This window comes from Pseudazoarcus sp. NS34, assembly GCF_059703725.1.
Map to the genome: position 1 here is coordinate 869,574 of NZ_BAAKIZ010000001.1, position 23,312 is coordinate 892,885.

Sequence of the window (23,312 nt, forward strand, 5' to 3'; positions counted from 1 at the left end):
CAGACATGCCAGTACTTGTATAGCCATGCAAGTACTGGCATAGTTTCCGTATGAAGCCGCTCCGTTTTGTCGGCTCCAGCCTGGATGACCTTCGCAGCATGCCGGCTCCCGTGCGGCACGCGCTGGGCCTCGAACTGATGACGCTCCAGTACGGCGGCGAGCCACGCGACTTCAAACCCATGAGAACAGTTGGCGCTGGAGCGTATGAGATTCGCTACAGGGATATTCACGGCGCCTTCCGCGTGATCTACGTTGCCAGGCTGGCCGGTGCGGTTTATGTGCTCCACGCCTTCCAGAAGAAAACGCAGAAAACATCCAAGTCAGACATCGACCTCGCCGCCCGGCGCTACAAGTCGATCGGAGAATGAACCATGCAGAACAACGACACCCTTATCACCGAGAGCAGCGGCAACGTCTTTCTCGATCTCGGTTTCGATGCCGCTGAGGCCGAAGTCATGAAACTGCGCGCCGAGGTCATGATCCGCACCGCGCAGCACCTGAAAGAGCGCGGCTGGACACAGGCCGAGGCCGCGCGTCAGCTCGGCATTACCCAGCCCCGTGTCTCGCGGCTCATCAAAGGCAAGGTGGAAGACTTCAGTCTCGACATGCTGCTGACCTTGGCGACAAGAGCTGGGTTGCATACGGAATTGCGGCTGACGGCTTGAGGTTTAACGGCCTGATTCCATGTGCGGTTTAAATTAAAGACGGTCTCTGATCCGAGATCGTGCTGGCTGATCCGAGCGCGAAGCGCGCGCCTGCGCTCGACGGTATCTTGATACCCTGTGGGTTTACCTTAAGTAGGGAAAGATGCATCGCTATGAATGACGATGATCTCTCCCTGTTGATCGGTTTCCCTTTTCAGAGCGACGAACTCGAATCCTTACAACGCATGCTACGACGTGCTGATGTTTTGGTACCTGGAAACTATGTCGGAGAAGACCCCTACGTACTTGCCAATTACTTGGCCGCTGCGTTCTTCGAAGACTGTGAATTTAACGCACTGTTTGACCGAAACCTGATCTCGCCATTGGTGGCTTTGGCCAAAGGAGAATGCGTTCCCAAGGCCGGCCAGGCACAAAGCAATGCGAGGTTGGCTTCGGCATGCGCTTGCTTCTGCATTTTGGCCAAAATTCTGATTGAACCAAACATCTCGATATACGAGTACGCCGCCACTGCCGGGCACGAGGCTGCGCAGTCTGACGCTCGTCTCTTTAGAGTTGCGGACAATGCAGATCCAATGGCATTTCTTGATATTGCACTTGGGCGTGCCGATCGGCTACCAAGGGAACTTCTAGAGTACGTTCATACCCTTACTGATGTCGCTCAGTATGCGCTTCCCGAGAAAGACTTCGAACGCAGACTAAAGAGCTGGAAGCCAAATTATCTCTATGCACTCAAGACAGTTTCTTTGCGACGTTCAGGTTTGACGGCTTTCGAAGCAGCAAAAGCGCTCACACGCTGGCAGGCGGAAGAGGCCTTCTTCAGCGCATCAAGCGGAGTGTACTGCGTCGCCGCAATTGCTCACAAGCCTCCTAAGGGCGGAATGCTAAAAGGCATTTTTTCATCTAATCTGACCGCCCTTCGGTCCGGACTTCGTAATGCGACGTGGGACATGTTTCTGTTGCAGAAATTCGCTCAACTTGTCGCACAAGCCGCTGGCCCGTGGTGGAGCCTCTGGTCTACGGATATTGCGTTGCGGGAGATCGCCAAGTCGCATATTGTGCGTGGCGATGACAATGCGGAGACGCAACTAGCAGCCTTCTACGAGCGTCATTGGGGCACCAGAGATGGGCAATACCTCTTAGCGGCCTATCGTGAAGTGTCGACAGCAGCACGTAGCGACATGGAATTGAGGCAAGCTTCAGTCCGCGATTTTATATCGCGAATTGATGAGCATATCCTCCACCTGGAGCAGACACTTGGGCTTGCCAATGCTTAAATTTTTATTTTCTCAGGAAGAAGCCGAGGGAACGCCATGCCGCTTACTTGGGCGTGGGCCTTCTTCACCTTTAGGCGAGCTCGACCTGTAGCTTCAACCCCAGCGCCTTCGTCACTTCCAGAAGGAAGTCGGATCCAGCACACAACTGAAGGCAAATCTTCAATTCGTTCATTTCGAACCTAATACGTTAAGCCCTCCTCCTTTCCATTGACGTCGTCGTAAACGCAAAAGCCGGCGTCTCCGCCGGCTTCTTCGTTTCGGAACCGCGAGCTCTTCAGCCCGCATCCCCTCCACCCTGCGGCCCCTTCCACTGCTCTTCCTCGTCGATGCTCTGCTTGCCGCCGAGCAGCGCGTTGCGATTGCGCTCCAGCGCGGCGGATACCACCGGCAGCAGCTCTTCGTCGCCGTTGGCGTCGACGTGCTGGATGAGGGCGTGGCGCATGCGGGGGTCCCAGAAGCGCTTGATGTGGCCGGCGGTGTCGTCGGCGGCGATTTCGATGGCGACTTCGGGTTCGAAGAAGGTGCCGATCTGGTTGGCCATCTTGATGAGGGTCTGGACGTTCATGATCAGGCGGCCTGGCGTTCTTGGTGGACGACGCCGAGCAGGGCATCGCGGTTGCGCATCAGCGCGGCGGCGACGACGGGCAGCAGTTCGGAATCACCGCTGGTGTCGACGTGGGCGATCAGGGCGCGACGCATGCGCGGGTCCCAAAAGCGATGGATGTGGTTGGCGGTGTCGTCGGCGGCGATTTCGAGCGCGACTTCGGGCTCGAAGAAGGTGCCGATCTGATTGGCCATCTTGATCAGGGTCTGGATGTTCATTCGGTGGTTCCTGATTGCGTTGTGTCGAGCCGCGCGGGGTGCGAATAGGCCACGTGGCCCTTGCCGCGGGTAAAGCCGAGCAGGGTCACGCCAGCTTCTTCGGCGATGCGCACGGCCAGCCCGGTGGGTGCGGAGATGGCGGCGACGAAGCTGATGCCGCGGGTGGCGGCTTTCTGCACGATCTCGTAGCTGGCGCGGCTGGTGATGACGACGAAGCCGCAGGCCGCGTCGATGCTCTCGGACGCCATGGCGCCGAGGAGCTTGTCGAGCGCGTTGTGGCGGCCGACGTCTTCACGCACGAGTTGCAGGCTGCCGTCGGGGTGGGCCCAGGCGGCGGCATGAACGGCGCCGGTGATGCGTTGCAGGGTTTGCGCTTCAGCCATCTCGGCCATGGCGCGGTGCACGGCCTCGGCCGAAACCTGCAGGTCAGCGTTGGCGACCGGCGCGGGGTGGCGCACGGCCTGCTCCAGCGTCTCGACACCGCACAGGCCGCAGCCGGTGCGACCGGTGAGGTTACGGCGGCGTTGCTTGAGGCGCATGAAGCACTCGGCCGAGATGCGCATGTCGACCTGGATGCCTTCACCGAGCTGTTCGACTTCGATGTCGTACAGCTCACTGGCCTCACGCAGGATGCCTTCGGACAGCGAGAAGCCCAGCGCGAAGTCTTCCAGGTCGGCTGGCGACGCCAGCATCACCGCGTGGGAGATGCCGTTGTACACCAGCGCGACCGGGACTTCTTCGGCGACCTGGTCGATGCCGTCGGTGGGCCCGCCAGCGGACCAGCGTTCGACCCGACGGCTCGACCATGGACGCGCCTGCACGGGCTGCCCGGTGCGAGCGCTGCACACGCTCATTTGGCGCCTTCCGTACGCGCTTCCTCAAGCAGCGCGAGCTGCTGTTCGGTGAAGCGCTGGAAGCCCTGCTGCCACTCGGACGGCTGCGACACCGGCAGCACCTGCACCGCGGTCACCTTGTACTCGGGGCAGTTGGTGGCCCAGTCCGAGTTGTCGGTGGTGATCACGTTGGCGCCCGATTCCGGGAAGTGGAAGGTGGTGTACACCACGCCCGGTTGCATGCGCTCGGTGATGGTCGCGCGCAGCACGGTCTCGCCGGCACGGCTCTGGATGCCGACCCAGTCGCCGTCCTTGATGCCGCGGTCTTCGGCGTCGTGCGGGTGCAGTTCCAGCCGGTCTTCGCTGTGCCACGCGTTGTTGGCGGTGCGGCGGGTCTGCGCGCCCACGTTGTACTGCGACAGGATGCGGCCGGTGGTCAGGATCAGCGGGAATTTCTGCGTCACGCGCTCATCGGTGGCGACGTAGCGGGTCGGGGCGAACTTGCCCTTGCCGCGCACGAACTCGTCGATGTGCATGGTCGGCGTGCCTTCCGGCGCTTCTTCGTTGCACGGCCACTGCACCGAACCGAGCTTTTCGATGAGGTCGAACGACACGCCGTGGAAGGTGGGCGTGAGGCGCGCGATCTCGTCCATGATTTCGGACGGGTGCTGGTAGTTCATCGGGTAGCCCAGCGCGTTCGACAGCAGCTGCGTGACTTCCCAGTCGCCGTAGCCGGCCAGCGGCTTCATGACCTTGGTAACGCGCGAGATGCGGCGCTCGGCGTTGGTGAAGGTGCCGTCTTTCTCCAGGAAGGATGCGCCCGGCAGGAAGATGTGCGCGTACTTGGCCGTCTCATTCAGGAACAGATCCTGCACGATCAGGCACTCGAGCTGCTCCAGCGCGGCCGTGGTGTGCTGGGTATCCGGGTCGGACTGAACGATATCCTCGCCTTCCACGTACATGGCCTTGTACGAGCCATCAAGCGCGGCGTCGAACATGTTCGGGATACGCAGGCCCGGCTCGCCTTCCAGCGACACGCCCCATTCGGACTCGAACAGCGCGCGGGCGTTGGGATCGGACACGTGGCGGTAGCCCGGCAGCTCGTGCGGGAAGGAGCCCATGTCGCAGGCGCCCTGCACGTTGTTCTGGCCGCGCAGCGGGTTCACACCCACGCCCTTGCGGCCGATGTTGCCGGTGGCCATGGCGAGGTTGGCGATGCCGATGACGGTGGTCGAACCCTGTGCGTGCTCGGTGACACCCAGACCGTAGTAGATGGCCGCGTTGCCGCCGGTGGCGAGCAGGCGTGCGGCGCCGCGCAGCACGTCGGCCGGCACGCCGGTGACGGCTTCCATGGCTTCCGGGCTGTTTTCCGGACGGGCAGCGAATTTCTTCCACAGGTCGAACGACTCGAGGTCGCAACGCTCCTGGATGAAGGCCTCGTCCATCAGGCCTTCGGTGACGATGACGTGGGCCATCGACGTGACCAGCGCAACGTTGGTGCCGGGGCGCAGCTGCAGGTGGTAGTCGGCCTTGATGTGGGCGGACCTCACGAGATCGATGCGGCGCGGGTCGGCGACGATGAGCTTGGCACCGGCACGCAGGCGACGCTTCATCATCGAGCCGAACACCGGGTGGCCGTCGGTCGGGTTGGCACCGATGACGAAGATCACGTCGGAGTGCAGCACCGATTCAAAGGTCTGCGTACCGGCCGATTCGCCCATGGTCACTTTCAGGCCGTAGCCGGTGGGCGAGTGGCAGACACGGGCGCAGGTGTCGACGTTGTTGTTGCCGAAGGCAGCGCGCACCAGCTTCTGCACGAGGTAGGTTTCCTCGTTGGTGCAACGCGACGAGGTGATGCCGCCGACCGAGCCGCGGCCGTACTGGCCCTGGATGCGCTTGATCTCGGAAGCCGCGTAGTTGATGGCCTCGTCCCACGACACTTCCTGCCACGGATCGGTGATCTTCTTGCGGATCATCGGCTTGGTGATGCGGTCGGTGTGGGTGGCGTAGCCCCAGGCGAAACGGCCCTTGACGCAGGAGTGACCCATGTTGGCCTGACCATTCTTGTTGGGGACCATGCGCACCACGGTCTCGCCCTTCATCTCGGCCTTGAACGAGCAGCCGACGCCGCAATAGGCGCAGGTGGTGACCACGCTGTGCTCGGCCTGGCCGAGTTCGACAACGGATTTCTCCATCAGCGTGGCGGTCGGGCAGGCCTGTACGCAGGCGCCGCAAGACACGCACTCCGAATCCATGAAGTCTTGGTTCTGGCTGGCCGCGATGCGCGACTCAAAGCCTCGGCCATCCACCGTCAGCGCGAAGGTGCCCTGCGTTTCTTCGCAGGCGCGCACGCAGCGGTTGCAGACGATGCACTTGGACGGGTCGTAGTTGAAGTACGGGTTGGAATAGTCGGTGGTGTCCTTGAGGTGGTTCTCGCCTTCGTAGCCGTAGCGCACTTCGCGCAGGCCGACGGTGCCGGCCATGTCCTGCAGCTCGCAGTTGCCGTTGGCCGAGCAGGTCAGGCAGTCCAGCGGGTGGTCGGAGATGTACAGCTCCATCACGCCGCGGCGCAAGTCGGCGAGCTTCTTGTTCTCGGTGTGCACCACCATGCCTTCGTCCACCGGAGTGGTACACGAGGCCGGCGTGCCGCGTCGGCCGTCGATCTCGACCAGGCACAGGCGGCACGAGCCGAAGGGCTCAAGGCTGTCGGTGGCGCACAGCTTGGGGATGTTGATGCCGGCTTCGGCAGCGGCGCGCATCACCGAGGTGCCGGCCGGGACGGAGATCTCGACGTCGTCGATGGTCAGCGTCACGAGCTTTTCGGAAACGCTGGCGGGCGTGCCGAAATCGATTTCGTTCAGGTTGTAGAGCATGGTGGTTCTCCTCAGGCTGCCTTGCCGGCGGGCTTGCTCACGCCGAAGTCTTCAGGGAAGTGGTTGAGCGCGCTGAGCACCGGGAAAGGTGCCATGCCGCCCAGTGCGCACAGCGAGCCGCTGAGCATGGTGTCGCACAGTTCGCGCAGCAAAATGACCTGCTTGGGTCGTTCCTTGCCCTCGACGATCTTGTCGATGACCTCGGCCCCGCGCGTGGAGCCGATGCGGCAAGGCGTGCATTTGCCGCAGGATTCGATGGCGCAGAACTCCATCGCGAAGCGCGCCATGCCAGCCATGTCCACGGTGTCGTCGAAGATCACCAGACCGCCGTGGCCGAGCATTGCGTCGTTCTTTGCCAGCTCTTCGTAGTCGAGCGGCAGGTCGAAGTGCGACTCCGGCACGTAGGCGCCGAGCGGGCCGCCGATCTGCACGGCGCGAATCGGACGGCCGCTGCGCGTGCCGCCGCCGAAGTCGTACAACAGCTCACGGATGGTCATGCCGAAGGCCGCCTCAACGAGGCCGCCGTGCTTGACGTTGCCGCCGAGCTGGAACGGCAGCGTGCCGCGCGAGCGACCGACACCGTATTCCTGATAGTTGGCGCCGCCCTGATCGAGAATGATCGGTACGCTGGCCAGCGAGATGACGTTGTTCACGACCGTGGGCTTGCCGAACAGGCCTTCGAGCGCCGGCAGTGGCGGCTTGAAGCGCACCATGCCGCGCTTGCCTTCGAGGCTCTCCAACAGCGAGGTCTCCTCGCCGCACACGTAGGCGCCGGCACCGCGGCGCACTTCGAGGTGGAAGGTCCTGCCCGAACCGAGGATGTCCGCACCCAGATAGCCGCGCGCGTTGGCAACGTCGATGGCTTCGTTCAGCGCGGTTTCGGCGTAGGGGTATTCCGAGCGCAGGTAGATGTAGCCCATGGTGGCGCCGACGGCCAGACCGGCGATGGTCATGCCCTCGATCAGCACGAAGGGGTCGCCTTCCATGATCATGCGGTCGGAGAAGGTGCCGGAGTCGCCCTCGTCGGCGTTGCAGACGATGTACTTCTGGTCGGCTTGCGCGCCGAGCACGGTGCGCCACTTGATGCCGGTCGGGAAGGCTGCGCCGCCGCGGCCACGCAGGCCGGAGGTGGCGACTTCTTCGACGATATCGGCGCCGGTCATCTTCAGCGCGTTGGCCAGACCGCGGTAGCCGTCATGCGCGAGGTAGTCGTCGAGCGACACCGGATCGGTGATGCCGACGCGCGCGAAGGTCAGGCGCTGCTGCTTGGCGAAGTACGGAATCTCTTCGGTCAGGCCGAGGTTCAGATGGTGCTGGCCGCCGTACAGGAAGTTGGCCTCGAACAGCTCGGGCACATCCTCAGGCTTGACCGGGCCGAAGGCCACGCGGCCTTCCTGCGTGGTGACCTCAACCATGGGTTCGAGCCAGAACATGCCGCGCGAGCCGTTGCGTACGAGTTCGATGGTGGCGCCGCGCTTGGCGGCCTCAAACGCGATGGCGCGGGCAACCTTGTCGGCGCCCTTGGAGATCGCGGTGGAGTCGCGGGAAACGTAGACTTTTACGGTCATTGGCGGGTCCTCAGGCTGTCGACGATGCCGTCGAAGTTGTCCGCCGAAACCTCACCGACGACCTCGCCATCGACCATGATCGACGGCGAACAGGCGCAGTTGCCGAGGCAGAACACCTGCTCGAGCGAGACGGCGCCGTCATTGGTGGTTTCGTGGAAGTCCACACCCAGGGTCTTCCTGGCGTGGGCGACAAGGGCATTGGCGCCCACGGCCTGACAGGCTTCGCCACGGCAGATTTCGAGCTTGTGACGACCCGGCGGGGTGGTGCGGAAGTGGTGATAGAAGGTGATCGTGCCGTGCACTTCGGCGCGCGACAGGTTCAGCGCCTCGGCCATCAACGGCACGGCGTCATCGGGCACGTAGCCGATGCTGTCCTGGATGCCGTGCAGGATCGGCATGAGCGCGCCGGGCATGTCCTTCAGCGTATTGATGATGCCAAGGACCTTGTCGCGGTCCCAGGCGGGTTGGGCGGAACTCATGTGCACCTCTCGAAAACTTGATAACCGGTCGATTCGGGGTAAGCTGGATTCGTCGCGCCGATCTCATATGAACAACTAAACATATGAATCAGAACCCACTCCGAATCGCTACACCGCCAAGTTAGCAGAGGAAAATTTGCCTCTCAATATGATATGAATTGCACATGAAGTTCAGCGTCACGATCAAACCGGCCTGGCACATCTCGCGCGACGGCGAAGCTCAGCTGTCGCTGCCCGGCCTGCTCGCGCTGCTGGCGGTGGTGGATGAACTCGGCCAGATCGAGCAGGCCTGCGCGCAGCTCGGCGTGTCCTACCGCCACGGCTGGGGGCTTCTGCGCACCGGCGAGGAAGTGTTCGGTAGCCCGCTGGTAAGCAAGGCGCGCGGACGCGGCACGACGCTGACTGCGCTGGGCAAGAAATTGCTGTGGGCCGACAAGCGCATCGCCGCCCGGCTCGCGCCGACACTCGACAGCCTGGCGTCCGAACTCGAAGCCGAGCTGCTCAAAAGCGTTGAGCACAAGGACCGCATCCTGCGCATCAACGCCAGCCACGGCTTTGCGGTCGAGACGCTGCGCGGCTTTCTGGTCGACCACGACATTCCGGTCGATCTGAAATACCGCGGAAGCCTGGATTCGGTGGCTTCGCTGGCCCGTGGAGATTGCGACGTGGCAGGCTTTCACGTGCCACTGGGCGAGTTCGAGACTGCGGCCTGGGCGCAGTACCGCAAGTGGCTGCGGCCGCGAAAGCACCGGCTGATCCATCTGGCCGAACGCCAGCAGGGGCTGTTCGTGCTGCCCGGCAACCCGAAGAACATCACCGGGCTGGCGGATCTGGCGCGCGAGGACGTGAGCTTTGTGAACCGCCAGCCCGGCTCCGGCACACGCATCCTGCTCGACCTGCTGCTCGAGGCGCACCACATCGACAGCGACCGCATTCGCGGCTTTCAGAATTCCGAGCTGACGCATGCCGCGGTAGCGGCCTATATCGCCAGTGGCATGGCCGATGTCGGCTTCGGCGTGCGCACCGCCGCGCATCGCTTCAAGCTCGACTTCATCGAGATCGCGCGCGAACGCTACTTCATCGCCTGTAACGCTTCGGCGATGAGATCCACCGCCGTGCGCGGCATGCACGACATCATGCAAAGCCACGATTTCCGCGCCTCCGTCGCCGCGCTGCCCGGCTACGACGGTCATGAATCCGGCCTGCTGCTGACGCTCGACGAGGCGATTCCGGCAGACTGAGCCGCGTTCGCACGGCCCCTATGCACGGCATTTCATATTGTTGGCGTATTCGCCCGCCCTTACAGTGTTCGGCCTCGCGCGCGCGACGCGTATTTCTGGTGCCTGATGTCCTTCGCCGCCACCTTTTCCGAAGCCTTTTCGCTGATCGCCAGCCTGGATGCGCGCGTCGCGGAAATCGTGCTGCTGTCGATCCAGGTCAGCGGCACTGCGGTGGTACTCGGCACCTTCATTGGCCTGCCGCTCGGGGCCATTCTGGCCATCGGCCGCTGGCCCGGCCAACAGGTCGGCACCGTACTGGTCAATGCCTTGATGGGCGCACCGGCGGTGGTGATCGGCGTGGTCGTGTACCTGCTGCTGTCGCGCTCCGGCCCGTTCGGGCATTTCGGCCTGCTGTTCAGCCCCACGGCCATGGTGATCGCGCAGACCATTCTGGTGATTCCGCTGATGGCGGCGATTGCGCGGCAAGTCGTCGAAGACGCCTGGCAGCGCTACGCCGAGGAACTGCGCGTGATGCGCTTTTCGTGGTGGCACAGCCTCACCACGCTGCTCTACGACTGTCGTCATTCCTTGCTGGTGGCCGTGCTGGCCGGCTTGGGCCGCGCCATGAGCGAAGTCGGCGCGGTGATGATCGTCGGCGGCAACATCGACGGCGTGACGCGTGTGATGACCACCGCGATTGCGCTGGAAACCAGCAAGGGTGACCTGCCGCTGGCGATAGCGCTCGGGCTGGTGCTGATCTCGGTGATCCTGATCCTCAACACCTTCGCGCACCTGATGCGCGGCTGGGCGATGCGGCGTTATGGCTGAAGCGGCGATGTTTCCGGTGCGCATGCATGACGTGCGCTTCACGCCCAACGGCCGCACGGTGCTCGACGGCGTGGACCTCGAACTCGGCGACGAAGGCATCACGCTGGTGCTCGGCCCCAACGGCGCCGGCAAGAGCGTGCTGCTGCGCACGCTGTGCGGCCTGATCGAGCCCTCTGCCGGCAGCATTGAATGGGCCGGCGGGCCGCGCCCGGAGCGCGGCGTGATGATGGTCTTCCAGCACCCGATGATGATTCGCGCCTCGGTGCTGGAAAACGTCTCGCTGGGCCTCAAGCCGCTCGGCGTGTCGCGCGCCGAGCGCTACCGGCGTGCGGCTGAAGTGCTCGAACGCGTGGCGCTGGCCGACCGCGCGCAAGACAGCGCACGCCACCTCTCCGGCGGCGAACAGCAACGACTGGCTTTGGCGCGCGCTTGGCTGACCAGACCCCGCCTGCTGCTGCTCGACGAACCCACCGCCAGCCTCGACCCGTCGGCCACCGCCGAGGTCGAGCGCATCATCCGCGAGATCCGCACCGACGGCACACGCATTGTCATGACCACGCACAACCTCGGCCAGGCCACGCGGCTGGGCGACGAGGTGATCTTCATCAGTGCCGGCCGCGTGCGCGAGCACACGCCGGTGCAGCGCTTCTTCGCGCGCCCGGCATCGGAGGAAGCGCGATTGTTCATACAGGGCGAGCTGCCCTGGCGCATGCCGCTGTGAAGCGCGCAGCAAGCCAGTTGGCGCGCGAGGCCAACGGCGCCTGCGGAGACCTCGGCACCTTCCTGCCGTATGCCGTCGGTGCCGTCACGGTCGGCGGGCTGAGTGCGCTCGGCGTGTTCTTCGGTTTCGGTATCGCGCTGATCGCGGCGGGGCTGTTCTACGGCATGCCGATGGCGGTCCAGCCGATGAAGGCCGTATCCGCCGTGCTGCTGACCTCAGGCCTGACGCCCGGCGAAGTGGCCATGGCCGGTCTGCTGATCGGCGGCACGCTGCTGGTGCTGGGCCTCACTGGCGGGGTTTCGTGGATTGCACGGCGCATTCCGCATTCGGTCACGCTGGGGCTGACGCTGGGCCTGGGCTTATCGATGGCGTGGCTGGGCGGAACGCTGATGATGGATGCGCCCTTGCTCGGTGCTGGCGCACTGGCCTTTGCCGTCGCAGCGATGTTCGTCACACGCCTGCCCTTGTTGGCGATGGGCATCGTCGCGGTGCTCGCAGCACCTTGGCTGGGCCTGAGCGACACCGTGCCTACCTTGGCCGGATTCGGCCTGGCCGTGCCGCAGCTCGCGCTGCCATCGTGGGCCGACCTGCCGCGCGCACTGGAGCTGGCGGTGCTGCCGCAGATTCCGCTGACGCTGTCGAACGCCATCATCGTCACCGCTGCGGTCAGCGCCTCGCTGTTCCACGAGCAGGCTGCACGCGCCAACGAGCGCAATCTGGCGCTGAGCACCGGGCTGGGCAACCTGCTGCTGGCGCCCTTCGGCGCCATGCCGATGTGCCACGGCGCCGGCGGCGTGGTGGCGCAACACCGCTTCGGCGCACGGTCGTGCACCGCGCCGGTGCTGCTGGGCGCGGTGTTGCTGGCAAGCGCGTTGTTTGCCGGAGAATCCGCTGCGGCGTTGCTGGCGGCCTTCCCGCTGCCGGTCGCTGGTGCGTTGCTGGCCGTAGCCGGCGCCGATCTGGCCTTCTCAAAACGGCTCTTCAACACGCGACCGGATTGCTGGGCGGTGATCGGCATCACCGCTGCAGTGGCCTTCGCGATGAACCCGGCCTGGGCGCTGGCCGCTGGACTGGCAATGGAATCTGCGCGCAGCCTCGCCGCGCGCCACCGCGCGCACCGCGGCTGAACGGCCTCAGTGGCCGGCGGTTTTCGAGAACACGTTCATCACCACCACGCCGGCCACGATCAGACCCATGCCGATGACGGCCGGCGCGTCGAGCTTCTGGTCGAACAGCACCACGCCCACCAGCGCGATCAGCACAATGCCCACCCCCGCCCAGATGGCGTAGGCCACACCGACCGGAATGGAGCGCAGCGTGAGCGCCAGCAGCCAGAACGCACAGGCATAGCCCACGACCACGATGACCGACGGCCACAGCCGCGTGAAGCCATCGCTGGCCTTGAGGGCCGAGGTGCCGATGACTTCGGCAATGATCGCCGTGCCGAGGTACAGCCAGGGAGTGAGGTTCATGTGTGTCTCCGATGCTCAAAACAAAACGCCACGGCGAGCCGTGGCGTTTTTCATTTCCGATGCGGCAAGACTCAGAACTTGTCGGTCACCGCGCCTTCGGAGGCCGAGCTGACCGTCTTGGCGAACTTGGCCAGCGCGCCGCGCGTGTAGCGCGGTGCCATCGGCTTCCAGTTGGCGCGGCGGCGTTCCATCTCGGCGTCGTCGATATGCAGCGTGATGACGTTGTTGTCGGCGTCGATGGTGATCTTGTCGCCGGTTTCGACCAGCGCGATCGGGCCGCCTTCAGCCGCTTCCGGCGTGATGTGGCCGACTACGAAGCCGTGGCTACCGCCCGAGAAGCGACCGTCGGTGATCAGCGCCACGTCCTTGCCCAGACCCTTGCCCATGATGGCGGAGGTCGGGCTCAGCATCTCGCGCATGCCGGGGCCGCCCTTGGGGCCTTCGTAGCGGATGACCAGCACGTCGTGCGCCACCACGGTGCCGTCGAGGATGCGGTCGAGCGCTTCTTCTTCGGAGTGGAATACGCGGGCGTTGCCGGTGAACTGCGTGCCTTCCTTGCCGGTGATCTTGGCCACCGAGCCGGTGGGCGCGAGGTTGCCGTAGAGAATGCGCAGGTGGCTGTCTTTCTTGATCGGGTTGGACAGCGGGCGAATGATCTCCTGACCGGCAGCATACGGCTCGACGGTGGAGAGGTTTTCCGCCAGCGTCTTGCCGGTGACGGTCATGCAGTCGCCGTGCAGCAGGCCGGCATCGAGCAGCATCTTCATCAGCGGCTGGATGCCACCGATCTCGACCAGCTCGCTCATCATGAAGCGGCCCGACGGGCGCAGGTCGGCCAGCAGCGGCACGCGCTTGCCGATTTCGGTGAAGTCCTCGAGCGTGAGTTCGACATCGCAGGAATGCGCCATGGCCAACAGGTGCAGCACGGCGTTGGTCGAGCCGCCGAGCGTGATGATGACGGTGATCGAGTTCTCGAAGGCCTTGCGGGTCATGATGTCGCGCGGCTTGATGTCGTTATCAAGCAGCTTCATCACGGCTTCGGAAGCGCGACGGCAATCTTCCATCTTGTTGCTGGAGATGGCGTTCTGCGCCGACGAACCGGGCAGGCTCATACCCAGCGCCTCGATGGCCGAAGCCATGGTGTTGGCGGTGTACATGCCGCCACAGGAGCCGGGGCCGGGGATGGCCGTGTCTTCGACGTCCTTCACTTCCTTGAGCGTCATGGTGCCGCGCGCGTGGGCGCCAACGGCCTCGAACACCGAGATGATGTCGGTGTGGTTCTTGCCCGGCAGGATGGTGCCGCCATAGACGAACACCGACGGGCGGTTGAGGCGTGCCATGCCGATGATGCAGCCCGGCATGTTCTTGTCACAGCCGCCGATGGTGACGAGGCCGTCAAAACCTTCACAGCCTGCAACGGCTTCGATGGAGTCGGCGATGATCTCGCGCGACACCAGCGAGTACTTCATGCCCTCGGTGCCGTTGGCGATGCCGTCCGAAATGGTGATGGTGTTGAAGATCACGCCCTTGCCGCCGGCTGCATCTGCGCCGCGCGCGGCTTCATCGGCGAGGCGGTTGATGTGCATGTTGCACGGCGTGACGTTGCTCCAGGTCGAGGCGATGCCGATCTGCGGCTTCTTGAAATCCTCGTCGGTGAAGCCGACGGCACGCAGCATGGCGCGGCCGGGCGCCTTGCTGATGCCGTCGACGACTTCGGCGGAGTACTTGCGGCGATTGTCGGTGGTCATGGCGTCTTCCTGAACGGGTTGATCGTGGGCCGCAAGCTGCAGCGGAAAAGTGTGGATTTTACCGAAAGCGCAGGCGCAAAGCCCTGAAAAGCACTCGTCAACGCAAAAGGCCGGGCTCATGTCCCGGCCTTTCCACATGCCTGATGGCAAGTTCAGACGATAGAAACGATCTCGATATCGAAGGTCAGATCCTTGCCGGCCAGCGGGTGGTTGGCGTCGACCTTGATGGTTTCGTCTTCGATACCGACGACCACGACCGGCACCGGCCGGCCATCCTGCGTCTGCATCTGCAGCTGCTGACCGATCGACAATTCGATCTCGGCCGGAATGTTGCCGCGCGGAACCTCGATCACACCTTCGGGGTTGTGCGCGCCGTATGCGTCGTCGGACGGAATCAGCGCGGTAGTCTTCTCACCAGCGCCAAGACCCGTAACGGCCTTCTCGAAGCCGGGAATCAGCTGGCCGGAACCGACCGTAAACTCAAGCGGCTCGCCGCCGACCGAGGAATCGAACACCGAACCGTCAGCCAGCTTGCCGGTGTAATGAACGCGGACGGTATCGCCCTGCTTGATCTGTGCCATGTGCACCTCCTGATAAGTGCGTTAGCCGGATCTCCACCGGTTGCGCATGGCGGTTGGTGAAGCATGAAAGGGCCTCACCATACAGCAAGAGCCCTCCCATGGCGAACCGGCCGCCCGTCAGATGACAGCAAGATGGCTTGTTTTCGGCGCACTTAGATGCAGAAGACCCCGAGCCAGCTTCTTGTTCAGAGCGCTTCTTCGGCCTCTTCCTCGCGCATGATCCAGCGCGGAAAGGGGTCCTCAAGGCGCTCCCAGGCCGCCGGACCCGCCTCCAGCTCGGCATCAGTCAGAAGGCAGGTATCGAAGCCGGCGCGCAGTTCAGCTTCGTTCATGCCCATGCCGATCAGTACCAGTTCCTGCTGACGGTCGCCAAACGGCTCGACCCAGCGTGCGCGGATGTTGGCGAGGCTGTCGTCGTCCTGTGGCCAGTGCTCGCGCGGCACGCTGGCCCACCACAGTCCGCCGAGCTCGTGGCGCGTGAGCGCGCCGGCCTGTGACCAGCTGCCGACCAGATCCAGCCGGCTGGCGAGCCAGAAGTAGCCCTTGGAGCGCACCACGCCGGGCCAGTCTTCGTTGATCCAGCGATGAAAGCGCTGCGGGTGGAACGGGCGTCGGGCACGGTAGGCGAAACTCGTGATGCCGTATTCCTCGGTTTCCGGGGTGTGCTCACCGCGCAACTCGCTGAGCCAGCCCGGCGCGTTGGCGGCCTGTTCGAAGTCGAAACGGCCGGTATCGAGCACGCGATCCAGCGGCACCCGGCCGAACTCCGCGTACACGATGTCGGCACGGGGATTGAGCCCGCGCAGCATCGCCGCCAGACGTTCGCGCTGCTCATCACTGACCTGGTCGATCTTGTTGACCACCAGCACATCGCAGAACTCGATCTGCTCGACCAGCAGGTCGACCACGGCACGGTCATCCTCCTCGCCCATGCTTTGGCCGCGGTCGGCGAGGAAATCCTGCGAGCCGTAGTCACGCAGGAAATTGCAGGCGTCGACCATCGTCACCATTGTGTCGAGGCGCGCGATATCGGAAAGGCTGCGGCCGTCTTCATCGCGGAAGGTGAAGGTCTCGGCCACCGGCAGCGGTTCGGAGATGCCCGTGGACTCGATCAGCAGGTAGTCGAAACGGCCCTCGTCAGCGAGCCGGCGGATCTCCACCAGCAGATCTTCGCGCAGCGTGCAGCAGATGCATCCGTTGGACATCTCGACCAGCTTCTCTTCGGAGCGTGACAACGCTGCACCACCCTCGCGCACCAGCCGGGCGTCGATGTTCACGTCGGACATGTCATTGACGATGACCGCCACGCGCAGGCCTTCGCGGTTGTTCAGCACGTGATTGAGCAGCGTGGTCTTGCCGGCACCGAGAAAACCCGACAACACGGTCACGGGGAGACGACGAGATGCGGAATCAAGGGAAGGAGAGGTCATGGAAAGCTCCGAAATGGATCGACACGATTGCGATGATATATTGTTGCATTCGTGAATACGAGCCCGGAGCAGGGAAAGCATTGCGACCTCTGTTGGCAAAGGCCAGCATTAACGATGTCGAAGTGACTGTACGACTTTGAGACGCCCGACCGTGCAGTTTGCTGCGCACGGATCTCGTGCAAGGGGGCGAGACTCCCTTGCCGACACGGAAGATTCCTCAGAATCGACGGGCGGAAGGAGCTGCGCCGCCACGGGGGACACGCGCTCGGCTCGCCGATCGCGATCCTGCCGTGGCTGGACAGCCATGTTGCGCGACACGCAGACGGCCTGAGCGCCGGAGACCTGATCGCATCAGGCACCTGGACCGGACTCTACGAGGCGCGCCCGGGGGAACGCATCGAGGCCCGATTTGCGGGAGTCGGATCGGTCGCTCTGGAGATCGCCGCGCTCTGCGGCTGATTCACTCACCCACCCGCCTTCCGAGGAACAGCCTCATCCGCAGGTGACCGTCTCGGCGACCACCTGCAGACTGGCTTCAGGAGGCCAGCACACGCTCCTCGTCCGGCGTCAGCTCCGGTCCGTCGAGTGTCACGCGCGAATCATCCAGGCGGAAGCGTTCGATCACCGGGCGCAGTTCGGTCTTCACGTGCGACTCGTCATAGCCGTTGAACAGCGTACCGACAAGCCCCCGATCCAGATCGCTCGTACCCATGAACCAGTCCGCAATCGGGAAGGTGAGGTTCATGTTGTACTTCATCATGATTCCCTGATTGTGGTGCGCCGTGTGATGGCGACGGATGGTGTTGATGAAGGGCATGTTGCGCACGAACCAGTTGTCGTGACAGTGACAGCAGTAGTGGAACGTTTCGTAGATCAGGTACTGCGCGACCATCGTCATGAACAACACGTAACCGGCGTTGGCATTGAAGATCAGGCTCGTGATGTACGCCAGCGGAAGGCCGGCCGCACCCAGCGTGGCCAGCACGCGCCACGGAAAGAACACGATGCGGAACTCGCGGGTCGTGTCGATGGTGGCCTCGTTGTCGGTGAAGTACTGGTGGTGCTGTCGCGTATGACGTTCGTAGATCTGGCGCAGACCAAAGACGTTGATGCGCTTGTGCATCACGTAGCGGTGCATGAACCATTCGACGAAGTTGCCCGCGATGAACACCGGCACGGCAATCAGCCATTCCCAGCCGAGGTTTTCGATCTGGCTCGCGCAGTACCAGATTGCTGCAATGCCGACCCCATACATGACGACGATATGCAGCAGCCCGTTGTACATCGGGCTGATGTCGGCCTTGTATTGCTCTCGGAACTTGCGCTGTTTCTCGGACATCATGATCAGTCACCTCCACGGCGTGTATATGACTAATATACTAGTGATCATGTCAGATGTCGTCAAGTCTGTATTTCCTTTTTGTGTTCATCGATCTGCGCGCAAGGAGGATCAGCCGCGCGCAAAAAGAGCCGACTTCTCAAGCTTCGGCAGCAAGGTGGCCATGCCACGCGGCGTTGATGATCGCGCGGTAGGCCGACGGCACGTCGGGTACCGGAAAGGCCTTGGCCAGCCGCACCACCGCCAGCGCATCGTCGACGAGACCATCGATGTTCTCGCGTGCAAGTCCGAAACTCGCAAGATCGGAAGGGATGCCCAGTGCCGCGACCAAGTCGCGCATGCGGCGCGGCGTCTCGCGCAGCACGGTCGCGTCGTCGCCATTCAGGCCGAACATGCGGCCGGTGTCGATCAGCTCGGCCGGACGCGACTCACGCAGGGCATCGAGCACATAGGGCAGCATCACGGCGTTGGTGCTGCCGTGTGACTTGTGTGTCACGCCGGCTACCGCATAGGCGGTGCCGTGCACCGCATTGAGCCCGGCGCTGCCGTAAGAAAGCGCCGCGTAGTAACTCGCGTAGGCCATGCCGACCCGCGCCTCCCGGTCTTCGCCATCGCGGTAACACCGCTCAAGGTAGAGGCCGCACAGCCGGATCGCCTCGCGCGCGAACATCATCGTCAGCGACGACCGCCCGCTGTAACCGGGGTCGGGGTTGCCGCCACGGTCAAAGTCCGCCGAATCCATCGTCAGGTAGGACTCGACCGCGTGGGTCAGCGCGTCGATGCCGGCATCGGCCGTCACGCGCGGCGGACAGGTATACGTGAACTCCGGGTCGATCAGCGCGATGACCGGGCGCAGCACGTTGTCCATGACTGCGATCTTGGTTGCGTTGTCGGGGTCGATCAGGATCGCACCAGGCGTGGCCTCGGATCCGGTACCGGCCGTGGTCGGCAAAGCGACCAGCGGCAGGGCCTGCGGCTGTTCAGCAAGCGCACCGGCGAAGTCGCGCACCGGGCGGCCCTCGGGCAACGTCAGGCACAGTGCCTTCGCCAGATCGATGTTGCTGCCGCCACCGAGCGCAATGACGTGGTCCGCCTTATGCCCGGCCAGCGCCGCGCAGATCTCCCGCGTCGCGTCATCGCACAGCGTCGTGGTCGGGTCGGGCAGGCCGCCGGCATATACCTCGGTCACGATGCCGAGCGCTGCGGCCGCTTCGACGTATTCGCGCACCCAGGGGGTTTGACCGGTGAAGAACCGGTCGGTCACGAGCACGCCGCGGCGCCACCCCATACGCTGGACCAGCGCTGGCAGGCCCGCACGTGCACCGCAGCCGAATACAGTGCGCGCCGGTGCGCACCAATGGATCTGATCATTCATGTTCATGCCGGATTTCCCTCCCGGATTTCATTCAGGAAGTCGCGCACGGCGCGCGCGACTTCATCGGTAGCATCCTTGAGCACCGAGTGGCCGATGCCCGACAAGCCGACGAGCCGCGCATTGGGCAAACCAGCCGCAAGACGTTCTGCGTGGGACCACGGCGAATCGGCGTCTTCGCGACCATGCACGATCAGCGTCGGAATGTTGATTGCGGAAAGCAGGGCGAGCTGGTTGGTGCCGCGAATGGCCTGCCATGTCCACGCCGCCGCATCGCGGTCGGCTGCTTCCACCAGGCCAAGGCGCTCCTCGCGTGCAGCGATCTCGGCCAGCAGGGCCTCGCCCTCTGCGTGGAACCAGGCCGCCTGATCGAGCATCGGCGTGCCGGACATCAACACCAGTGCTTGCGGCTTTGGCACGTCGGCGCGCGCGAGGTACTGCAGGGACACCGAAACTCCCATGCTCCAGCCTGCGAGCACGAAAGGCGCCGCCTCTCCGCGCTGGCGCACGACCGCTTCGAGGTCGTCGGCCAGACAATCGAGGCTGTAATCGTCCGGGCCGGAACCGCGCACTGCAGCGGCTCGTCCGCGCAGGTTCGGCAACACGAACTTCGCGTCGTCGGTCAGCCGTGCGGCCAGCCCGCCCCACGCGGCTCGCGTGCCCTGGATGCCGTGCACGGCGACGATCGTGGTCGGGCCTGCGCCGGTTTCGAGTACGTCCATGTCGAGCCCTGATTCTGTGGATACTTGTTATATACTACTGATATCTCAATTACCACGCAAACGATGTCCGATCACGCACATCCCGGAGGTTCCGCCATGTCCAGGCCCGACGCCCCTGCCGCTCTGTCCGACCCGCGCTCACCCACGCGGCTCAAGCCGACCCTCAAGGAGCAGGCCTATGAGCGCATAGAGGAGGCCATCGTGACGCTCGAACTGCCGCCTGGCAGCGTGGTGTCCGAGTCCGCCATGAGCGAGATGACCGGCATCGGCCGCACGCCTATCCGTGAAGCCATCCAGCGCCTGGCGCAGGAAAACCTGATCGCGGTTTTGCCGCAGCGCGGCCTGCTGGTGGCGGAGATGGATGTGCGCAAACAACTGCGCCTGCTTGAGACGCGGCGTGAAATCGAACGCCTGATCTGTCGCAGCGCTGCGCGGCGTGCGAACGAGCTTGAGCGGCGCCGCTTCGCCGAACTCGCCGCGGAGTTCCTGGCCGAGGCCGAAGCCAACGACGACGTGGCCTTCATCCGCAGCGACCGCGCGTTCAACGAACTGTGTCTGGTTGCCGCGCGCAACGAATTCGCCGAGGGCGCGATGCGTTTGATGCACGGCCTGTCACGCCGCTTCTGGTACGTGCACTACAAGCAGGCAGCCGACCTGCCGGAAACTGCGCGGCTGCACGCCGGAATCTCGGACGCGATTGCGCGAGGCAACTCGGACGACGCCGCCCGCGCGCTCGACCGTCTACTCGATCAGATGGAAGAATTCACACGCGCCACCGTGCTGTCGGACCTCTGAGGCCAGGCGCGTGCTGCGCTACGGGGCTCAGTCGCGCTCAAACAGGGCGTTCGCGTCTGCGTAGGGAATGGTGTCGGCGAGCATCGGCTCGTAGCTCCCGTCGCGCAGCAAGCCTTCGCCGATGCGGCGTGTGAGCGCCATCACCGCGCGCATCGGACCCGAGCCGATGGAAACCCGTGCAACACCGAGCCGCGACAGCATCGCGACGTCCGGGCACGTCGGCCCGGCCAGCACGTTGAGCGGGCAAGCCACTGCAGCGACCAGGGCGGCGATGGTCTCCGCGTCGGTCACGCCCGGCACGAACACCCCGCTCGCGCCGGCATCACGATAGCGCCGCGCGCGGTCAACGGCGCGTTCGAAGCGTGTTTCGGCGTCACCGAGCTTGAGCCAGTACACGTCGGTACGCGCGTTCAGGTAGAGGTCGATGCCCGATTGCTGCGCCAGTTCGCGCACCCCCGCGACGAGTCCGGCCTGGTCTGCTGCGTCACGCAATTCGCCAGGTCGCCCGGTCGGCGCATCCTCCAGGTTCACGCCGACCGCGCCGACATCAAGCACCGCGCGCACCGTGTCGAGTACCGCCGCGCGCGACTCGCCATAGCCCGCCTCGATATCCACAGTGACCGGTACCGAAACACTCGCGACGATGCGACGCACCACGTCGATCATTTCGTCGCGCGGAATGCGCTCGCCGTCCGGGTAGCCACGCGAGAACGCGATGCCTGCGCTGCTGGTACCGACGGCACGTGCACCCGCCGCCTCGAACACGCGCGCACTCGCGGCGTCCCACGCATTCGGCAACGCCAGCGTCGAGCCAGCGTGATGCAGCGCAGTGAAGTCGTTTGCGAGCGACTGCTGAATGGATCGGTTCATTTCGGCTCCGTCAAAACACGGCGCTCACCGAGCACCGCGCCCTGGGACATCGGTTGCACGAGCTGGCGATACATCGCAAGCCAGCCGGGTTTGACGTCGTTGGCCGGCGGCCGGAACGCCGCCAGCCGGGCTGCGATCTCGGCCGGAGCGACATCGAGTTCGAGTACGCGCCGCATGAGATCGATCACAACGGTATCGCCATCCTGCACGATCGCGAGCGGGCCACCCTCGGCCGCCTCGGGCATGACTTGGCCGATGGTGATGCCGCTGTTGAGGCCAGACAGTTCGCCGTCGGTGACAACCGCCACTTCTGCACCCAGGCCGGCGCCGACCAGCGCCGCCATGAAACTCGCCGCAAACACCGTGCCGGGGCCGCCCTTGGCGCCCATCATGCGCAGCACAATGACCTCGCCAGCGCGCACCGAGCCATCCTGCAGGCCGGCGATGGCATCGTTCTCGTTCTCGAACACGCGCGCCGGGCCGACGAAGCGGCGCACTGATTCGGGCACTGCGGAGAGCTTCACGACCGCACCTTCCGGCGCGAGCGAGCCGCGCACGATGACGATGCCGGGCTCGCGGCGGAATGGGTTGTCGACCGGGCGGATGAAGGCCTCGTCCGGAACCGGCACGGCCTCGAGGTTCTCGGCCAGGCTCGCTCCGGTCACCGTCGCAACGGACAGATCGAGGCTGTCGCGCAACTGGCGCATCACGCCCGCACAGCCACCCGCCGCATCGAGATCCTCAATGCGATGCGGGCCATTGGGGCGCACCAGCGTGATCTGGTCGGTGGTCTCGCCGATGCGGGCGAACTCGGCCAGTACGTCGACCGGGCACTCGGCCTCGATCGCGGTCGCGATGAGGTGGCGTACGCAGTTCACCGAACCGCCCGTCGCAACCGCGACCGTGATCGCGTTGCGGAAGGCGCCCGGCGTCATGATGTCGCGCGGGCGGATGTTCTTCTCGACCAGTTCCACGATCTTGCGGCCGGCCTTGTCGGCCTGCTCGACGAGGCGCTCAGAGCCGGCACGGATCGGCGCGCTGTGCGGCAGCGCCATGCCCAGCGCCTCGGCCATGCACTGCATGGTGTTGGCGGTGGCAAGGCCGGCGCACACGCCGGGGCCCTTGATGGCATGGCGCGTCATGTCCTCAAGTTCGATCAAGGTCATCTTGCCGGCCTTGACGGTGCCGACCGCCTTGTACACCTCCTCGATATCGACGTGCTTGCCGCCGCATTCGCCGCCGAGCTGGTAGCCGCAGGGCAGGATCAGCGCGGGGATGTTCAACCGCCCGCAAGCCATCAGCTGGCCCGGCGTGGTCTTGTCGCAGGAGGCGAGCAGGATCATGCCGTCGAGCTCGGCACCTTCCACCTGCACCTCGACGTCATTCACCAGCAGATCGCGTGTCGGCATCAGGTAGCGGCCTTGCTTGCCCGCGCTGGTAACGAAGTCCGAAGGCGCGACGGTGCGGATCTCGAAGGGCAGGCCGCCGGCGGCGCGGATTGCGCGTTCGACCTCACGCGCGACATCGTCCAGGTGCGCATAGCACACCGACAATTTACTCGACGAATTGACGATGGCGATCTTGGGTTTGTCGAAGTCTTCCTCGGGGATGCCCATGGCAATCCACTGTGCGCGGCGCACGGCCCAGCGCGTGGTTCCCCGATCGAAATTGCTGCGCAGCTTGTTCGCCATAGGTGGCTC

24 protein-coding genes are annotated in these 23,312 nt (G+C 64.3%); 9 read left to right on the top strand and 15 right to left on the bottom strand.

Annotated features, from left to right (window positions below; all coding sequences use genetic code 11):
- Window positions 1-50 precede the first annotated feature (50 nt).
- The 3 genes from AC6H0N_RS04170 (at window position 51) to AC6H0N_RS04180 (ending at window position 1,939) form a co-directional block, all read left to right on the top strand.
- Entirely contained in the window at window positions 51-368 is a 318-nt protein-coding gene (locus tag AC6H0N_RS04170) for a type II toxin-antitoxin system RelE/ParE family toxin (protein WP_497572797.1), read from the top strand.
- Window positions 369-371: 3 nt separating this feature from the next.
- Window positions 372-665 (top strand): helix-turn-helix domain-containing protein, encoded by a 294-nt coding sequence (locus AC6H0N_RS04175; protein WP_497572798.1) that lies wholly within the window; start codon window positions 372-374, stop codon window positions 663-665.
- 152 nt (window positions 666-817) lie between these two features.
- On the top strand, window positions 818-1,939 hold the full coding sequence (locus AC6H0N_RS04180) for a hypothetical protein (protein WP_497572799.1): 1,122 nt from the start codon (window positions 818-820) through the stop codon (window positions 1,937-1,939).
- A 274-nt stretch (window positions 1,940-2,213) separates the two neighbouring features.
- On the opposite strand, the gene AC6H0N_RS04185 is transcribed toward AC6H0N_RS04180, so the two are convergent.
- Genes AC6H0N_RS04185 through AC6H0N_RS04210 form a run of 6 tightly spaced genes read right to left on the bottom strand, consistent with a single transcriptional unit; the run spans window position 2,214 to window position 8,514 of the window.
- Window positions 2,214-2,504 carry a formate dehydrogenase subunit delta gene (locus AC6H0N_RS04185; RefSeq protein WP_497572800.1) on the bottom strand — a complete coding sequence of 97 codons (291 nt, stop codon included), beginning with the start codon at window positions 2,502-2,504 and terminating at the stop codon, window positions 2,214-2,216.
- A gap of 2 nt (window positions 2,505-2,506) precedes the next feature.
- The gene (locus AC6H0N_RS04190) at window positions 2,507-2,761 is read right to left on the bottom strand and encodes a formate dehydrogenase subunit delta (RefSeq protein WP_497572801.1); all 255 of its coding nucleotides are present in this window, start codon (window positions 2,759-2,761) and stop codon (window positions 2,507-2,509) included.
- Entirely contained in the window at window positions 2,758-3,615 is an 858-nt protein-coding gene (gene fdhD, locus AC6H0N_RS04195; RefSeq protein WP_497572802.1) for a formate dehydrogenase accessory sulfurtransferase FdhD, read from the bottom strand. Before fdhD ends, AC6H0N_RS04190 begins: the two co-directional genes overlap by 4 nt.
- On the bottom strand, window positions 3,612-6,467 hold the full coding sequence (gene fdhF, locus AC6H0N_RS04200) for a formate dehydrogenase subunit alpha (protein ID WP_497572803.1): 2,856 nt from the start codon (window positions 6,465-6,467) through the stop codon (window positions 3,612-3,614). The genes fdhD and fdhF overlap by 4 nt, the downstream gene beginning before the upstream one ends.
- Before the next feature lie 11 nt (window positions 6,468-6,478).
- Window positions 6,479-8,035: a formate dehydrogenase beta subunit gene (locus tag AC6H0N_RS04205; protein WP_497572804.1), complete on the bottom strand. Its 1,557-nt coding sequence runs from the start codon at window positions 8,033-8,035 to the stop codon at window positions 6,479-6,481.
- Window positions 8,032-8,514: a formate dehydrogenase subunit gamma gene (locus AC6H0N_RS04210; RefSeq protein WP_497572805.1), complete on the bottom strand. Its 483-nt coding sequence runs from the start codon at window positions 8,512-8,514 to the stop codon at window positions 8,032-8,034. The genes AC6H0N_RS04205 and AC6H0N_RS04210 overlap by 4 nt, the downstream gene beginning before the upstream one ends.
- A 164-nt stretch (window positions 8,515-8,678) precedes the next feature.
- Between AC6H0N_RS04210 and AC6H0N_RS04215 the strand changes: the two genes are divergently transcribed.
- From AC6H0N_RS04215 to AC6H0N_RS04230, 4 genes are all read left to right on the top strand, one after another.
- A complete protein-coding gene (locus AC6H0N_RS04215) occupies window positions 8,679-9,755 on the top strand; it encodes a substrate-binding domain-containing protein (protein WP_497572806.1) in 1,077 nt (358 codons plus the stop codon).
- A gap of 102 nt (window positions 9,756-9,857) precedes the next feature.
- Window positions 9,858-10,562: an ABC transporter permease gene (locus AC6H0N_RS04220; protein WP_497573244.1), complete on the top strand. Its 705-nt coding sequence runs from the start codon at window positions 9,858-9,860 to the stop codon at window positions 10,560-10,562.
- Complete coding sequence (locus AC6H0N_RS04225) at window positions 10,555-11,283, top strand: ABC transporter ATP-binding protein (protein WP_497572807.1); 729 nt, start codon at window positions 10,555-10,557, stop codon at window positions 11,281-11,283. Before AC6H0N_RS04220 ends, AC6H0N_RS04225 begins: the two co-directional genes overlap by 8 nt.
- Window positions 11,280-12,410 (top strand): putative sulfate/molybdate transporter, encoded by a 1,131-nt coding sequence (locus AC6H0N_RS04230; RefSeq protein ID WP_497572808.1) that lies wholly within the window; start codon window positions 11,280-11,282, stop codon window positions 12,408-12,410. The genes AC6H0N_RS04225 and AC6H0N_RS04230 overlap by 4 nt, the downstream gene beginning before the upstream one ends.
- 6 nt (window positions 12,411-12,416) lie before the next feature.
- On the opposite strand, the gene AC6H0N_RS04235 is transcribed toward AC6H0N_RS04230, so the two are convergent.
- The 4 genes from AC6H0N_RS04235 to zigA form a co-directional block, all read right to left on the bottom strand.
- Window positions 12,417-12,755: an SMR family transporter gene (locus AC6H0N_RS04235; RefSeq protein WP_497572809.1), complete on the bottom strand. Its 339-nt coding sequence runs from the start codon at window positions 12,753-12,755 to the stop codon at window positions 12,417-12,419.
- A gap of 71 nt (window positions 12,756-12,826) precedes the next feature.
- The gene (gene ilvD / locus AC6H0N_RS04240; protein WP_497572810.1) at window positions 12,827-14,503 is read right to left on the bottom strand and encodes a dihydroxy-acid dehydratase; all 1,677 of its coding nucleotides are present in this window, start codon (window positions 14,501-14,503) and stop codon (window positions 12,827-12,829) included.
- Window positions 14,504-14,655: 152 nt separating this feature from the next.
- The gene (locus AC6H0N_RS04245) at window positions 14,656-15,084 is read right to left on the bottom strand and encodes an FKBP-type peptidyl-prolyl cis-trans isomerase (RefSeq protein WP_497572811.1); all 429 of its coding nucleotides are present in this window, start codon (window positions 15,082-15,084) and stop codon (window positions 14,656-14,658) included.
- Between the two features lie 185 nt (window positions 15,085-15,269).
- The gene (gene zigA / locus AC6H0N_RS04250; RefSeq protein ID WP_497572812.1) at window positions 15,270-16,514 is read right to left on the bottom strand and encodes a zinc metallochaperone GTPase ZigA; all 1,245 of its coding nucleotides are present in this window, start codon (window positions 16,512-16,514) and stop codon (window positions 15,270-15,272) included.
- 222 nt (window positions 16,515-16,736) lie between these two features.
- Between zigA and AC6H0N_RS04255 the strand changes: the two genes are divergently transcribed.
- Window positions 16,737-16,973, top strand: coding sequence for a fumarylacetoacetate hydrolase family protein (locus AC6H0N_RS04255; RefSeq protein WP_497573245.1), 237 nt, complete (start codon window positions 16,737-16,739; stop codon window positions 16,971-16,973).
- Window positions 16,974-17,049: 76 nt separating this feature from the next.
- On the opposite strand, the gene AC6H0N_RS04260 is transcribed toward AC6H0N_RS04255, so the two are convergent.
- From AC6H0N_RS04260 to AC6H0N_RS04270, 3 genes are all read right to left on the bottom strand, one after another.
- Window positions 17,050-17,856, bottom strand: a complete 807-nt coding sequence (locus AC6H0N_RS04260; protein ID WP_497572813.1) for a sterol desaturase family protein — start codon at window positions 17,854-17,856, stop codon at window positions 17,050-17,052.
- Window positions 17,857-17,992: 136 nt separating this feature from the next.
- A complete protein-coding gene (locus AC6H0N_RS04265) occupies window positions 17,993-19,234 on the bottom strand; it encodes an iron-containing alcohol dehydrogenase (RefSeq protein WP_497572814.1) in 1,242 nt (413 codons plus the stop codon).
- Window positions 19,231-19,947, bottom strand: a complete 717-nt coding sequence (locus AC6H0N_RS04270; protein WP_497572815.1) for an alpha/beta fold hydrolase — start codon at window positions 19,945-19,947, stop codon at window positions 19,231-19,233. Before AC6H0N_RS04270 ends, AC6H0N_RS04265 begins: the two co-directional genes overlap by 4 nt.
- Before the next feature lie 96 nt (window positions 19,948-20,043).
- Here AC6H0N_RS04270 and AC6H0N_RS04275 point away from each other — a divergent pair, with 96 nt between their 5' ends.
- Window positions 20,044-20,742, top strand: coding sequence for a GntR family transcriptional regulator (locus AC6H0N_RS04275; protein WP_497572816.1), 699 nt, complete (start codon window positions 20,044-20,046; stop codon window positions 20,740-20,742).
- A gap of 27 nt (window positions 20,743-20,769) precedes the next feature.
- Here AC6H0N_RS04275 and AC6H0N_RS04280 read toward each other — a convergent pair whose 3' ends face one another.
- Window positions 20,770-21,612 (bottom strand): isocitrate lyase/PEP mutase family protein, encoded by an 843-nt coding sequence (locus AC6H0N_RS04280; RefSeq protein ID WP_497572817.1) that lies wholly within the window; start codon window positions 21,610-21,612, stop codon window positions 20,770-20,772.
- Window positions 21,609-23,303, bottom strand: a complete 1,695-nt coding sequence (ilvD, locus tag AC6H0N_RS04285; RefSeq protein WP_497572818.1) for a dihydroxy-acid dehydratase — start codon at window positions 23,301-23,303, stop codon at window positions 21,609-21,611. The genes AC6H0N_RS04280 and ilvD (AC6H0N_RS04285) overlap by 4 nt, the downstream gene beginning before the upstream one ends.
- Window positions 23,304-23,312 lie beyond the last annotated feature (9 nt).

What these genes read in the sequence shown, in the direction of transcription:
- AC6H0N_RS04170 (WP_497572797.1), top strand. Translation starts at nt 51, where the DNA reads ATGAAGCCGCTCCGTTTTGTCGGCTCCAGCCTGGATGACCTTCGCAGC.
- AC6H0N_RS04235 (WP_497572809.1), bottom strand. Translation starts at nt 12,755, where the DNA reads ATGAACCTCACTCCCTGGCTGTACCTCGGCACGGCGATCATTGCCGAA.
- AC6H0N_RS04205 (WP_497572804.1), bottom strand. Translation starts at nt 8,035, where the DNA reads ATGACCGTAAAAGTCTACGTTTCCCGCGACTCCACCGCGATCTCCAAG.
- AC6H0N_RS04225 (WP_497572807.1), top strand. Translation starts at nt 10,555, where the DNA reads ATGGCTGAAGCGGCGATGTTTCCGGTGCGCATGCATGACGTGCGCTTC.
- AC6H0N_RS04175 (WP_497572798.1), top strand. Translation starts at nt 372, where the DNA reads ATGCAGAACAACGACACCCTTATCACCGAGAGCAGCGGCAACGTCTTT.
- AC6H0N_RS04275 (WP_497572816.1), top strand. Translation starts at nt 20,044, where the DNA reads ATGTCCAGGCCCGACGCCCCTGCCGCTCTGTCCGACCCGCGCTCACCC.
- AC6H0N_RS04280 (WP_497572817.1), bottom strand. Translation starts at nt 21,612, where the DNA reads ATGAACCGATCCATTCAGCAGTCGCTCGCAAACGACTTCACTGCGCTG.
- AC6H0N_RS04180 (WP_497572799.1), top strand. Translation starts at nt 818, where the DNA reads ATGAATGACGATGATCTCTCCCTGTTGATCGGTTTCCCTTTTCAGAGC.
- ilvD (WP_497572818.1), bottom strand. Translation starts at nt 23,303, where the DNA reads ATGGCGAACAAGCTGCGCAGCAATTTCGATCGGGGAACCACGCGCTGG.
- AC6H0N_RS04270 (WP_497572815.1), bottom strand. Translation starts at nt 19,947, where the DNA reads ATGGACGTACTCGAAACCGGCGCAGGCCCGACCACGATCGTCGCCGTG.
- AC6H0N_RS04265 (WP_497572814.1), bottom strand. Translation starts at nt 19,234, where the DNA reads ATGAACATGAATGATCAGATCCATTGGTGCGCACCGGCGCGCACTGTA.
- fdhD (WP_497572802.1), bottom strand. Translation starts at nt 3,615, where the DNA reads ATGAGCGTGTGCAGCGCTCGCACCGGGCAGCCCGTGCAGGCGCGTCCA.
- ilvD (WP_497572810.1), bottom strand. Translation starts at nt 14,503, where the DNA reads ATGACCACCGACAATCGCCGCAAGTACTCCGCCGAAGTCGTCGACGGC.
- fdhF (WP_497572803.1), bottom strand. Translation starts at nt 6,467, where the DNA reads ATGCTCTACAACCTGAACGAAATCGATTTCGGCACGCCCGCCAGCGTT.
- AC6H0N_RS04190 (WP_497572801.1), bottom strand. Translation starts at nt 2,761, where the DNA reads ATGAACATCCAGACCCTGATCAAGATGGCCAATCAGATCGGCACCTTC.
- AC6H0N_RS04260 (WP_497572813.1), bottom strand. Translation starts at nt 17,856, where the DNA reads ATGATGTCCGAGAAACAGCGCAAGTTCCGAGAGCAATACAAGGCCGAC.
- AC6H0N_RS04210 (WP_497572805.1), bottom strand. Translation starts at nt 8,514, where the DNA reads ATGAGTTCCGCCCAACCCGCCTGGGACCGCGACAAGGTCCTTGGCATC.
- AC6H0N_RS04185 (WP_497572800.1), bottom strand. Translation starts at nt 2,504, where the DNA reads ATGAACGTCCAGACCCTCATCAAGATGGCCAACCAGATCGGCACCTTC.
- AC6H0N_RS04245 (WP_497572811.1), bottom strand. Translation starts at nt 15,084, where the DNA reads ATGGCACAGATCAAGCAGGGCGATACCGTCCGCGTTCATTACACCGGC.
- AC6H0N_RS04215 (WP_497572806.1), top strand. Translation starts at nt 8,679, where the DNA reads ATGAAGTTCAGCGTCACGATCAAACCGGCCTGGCACATCTCGCGCGAC.
- zigA (WP_497572812.1), bottom strand. Translation starts at nt 16,514, where the DNA reads ATGACCTCTCCTTCCCTTGATTCCGCATCTCGTCGTCTCCCCGTGACC.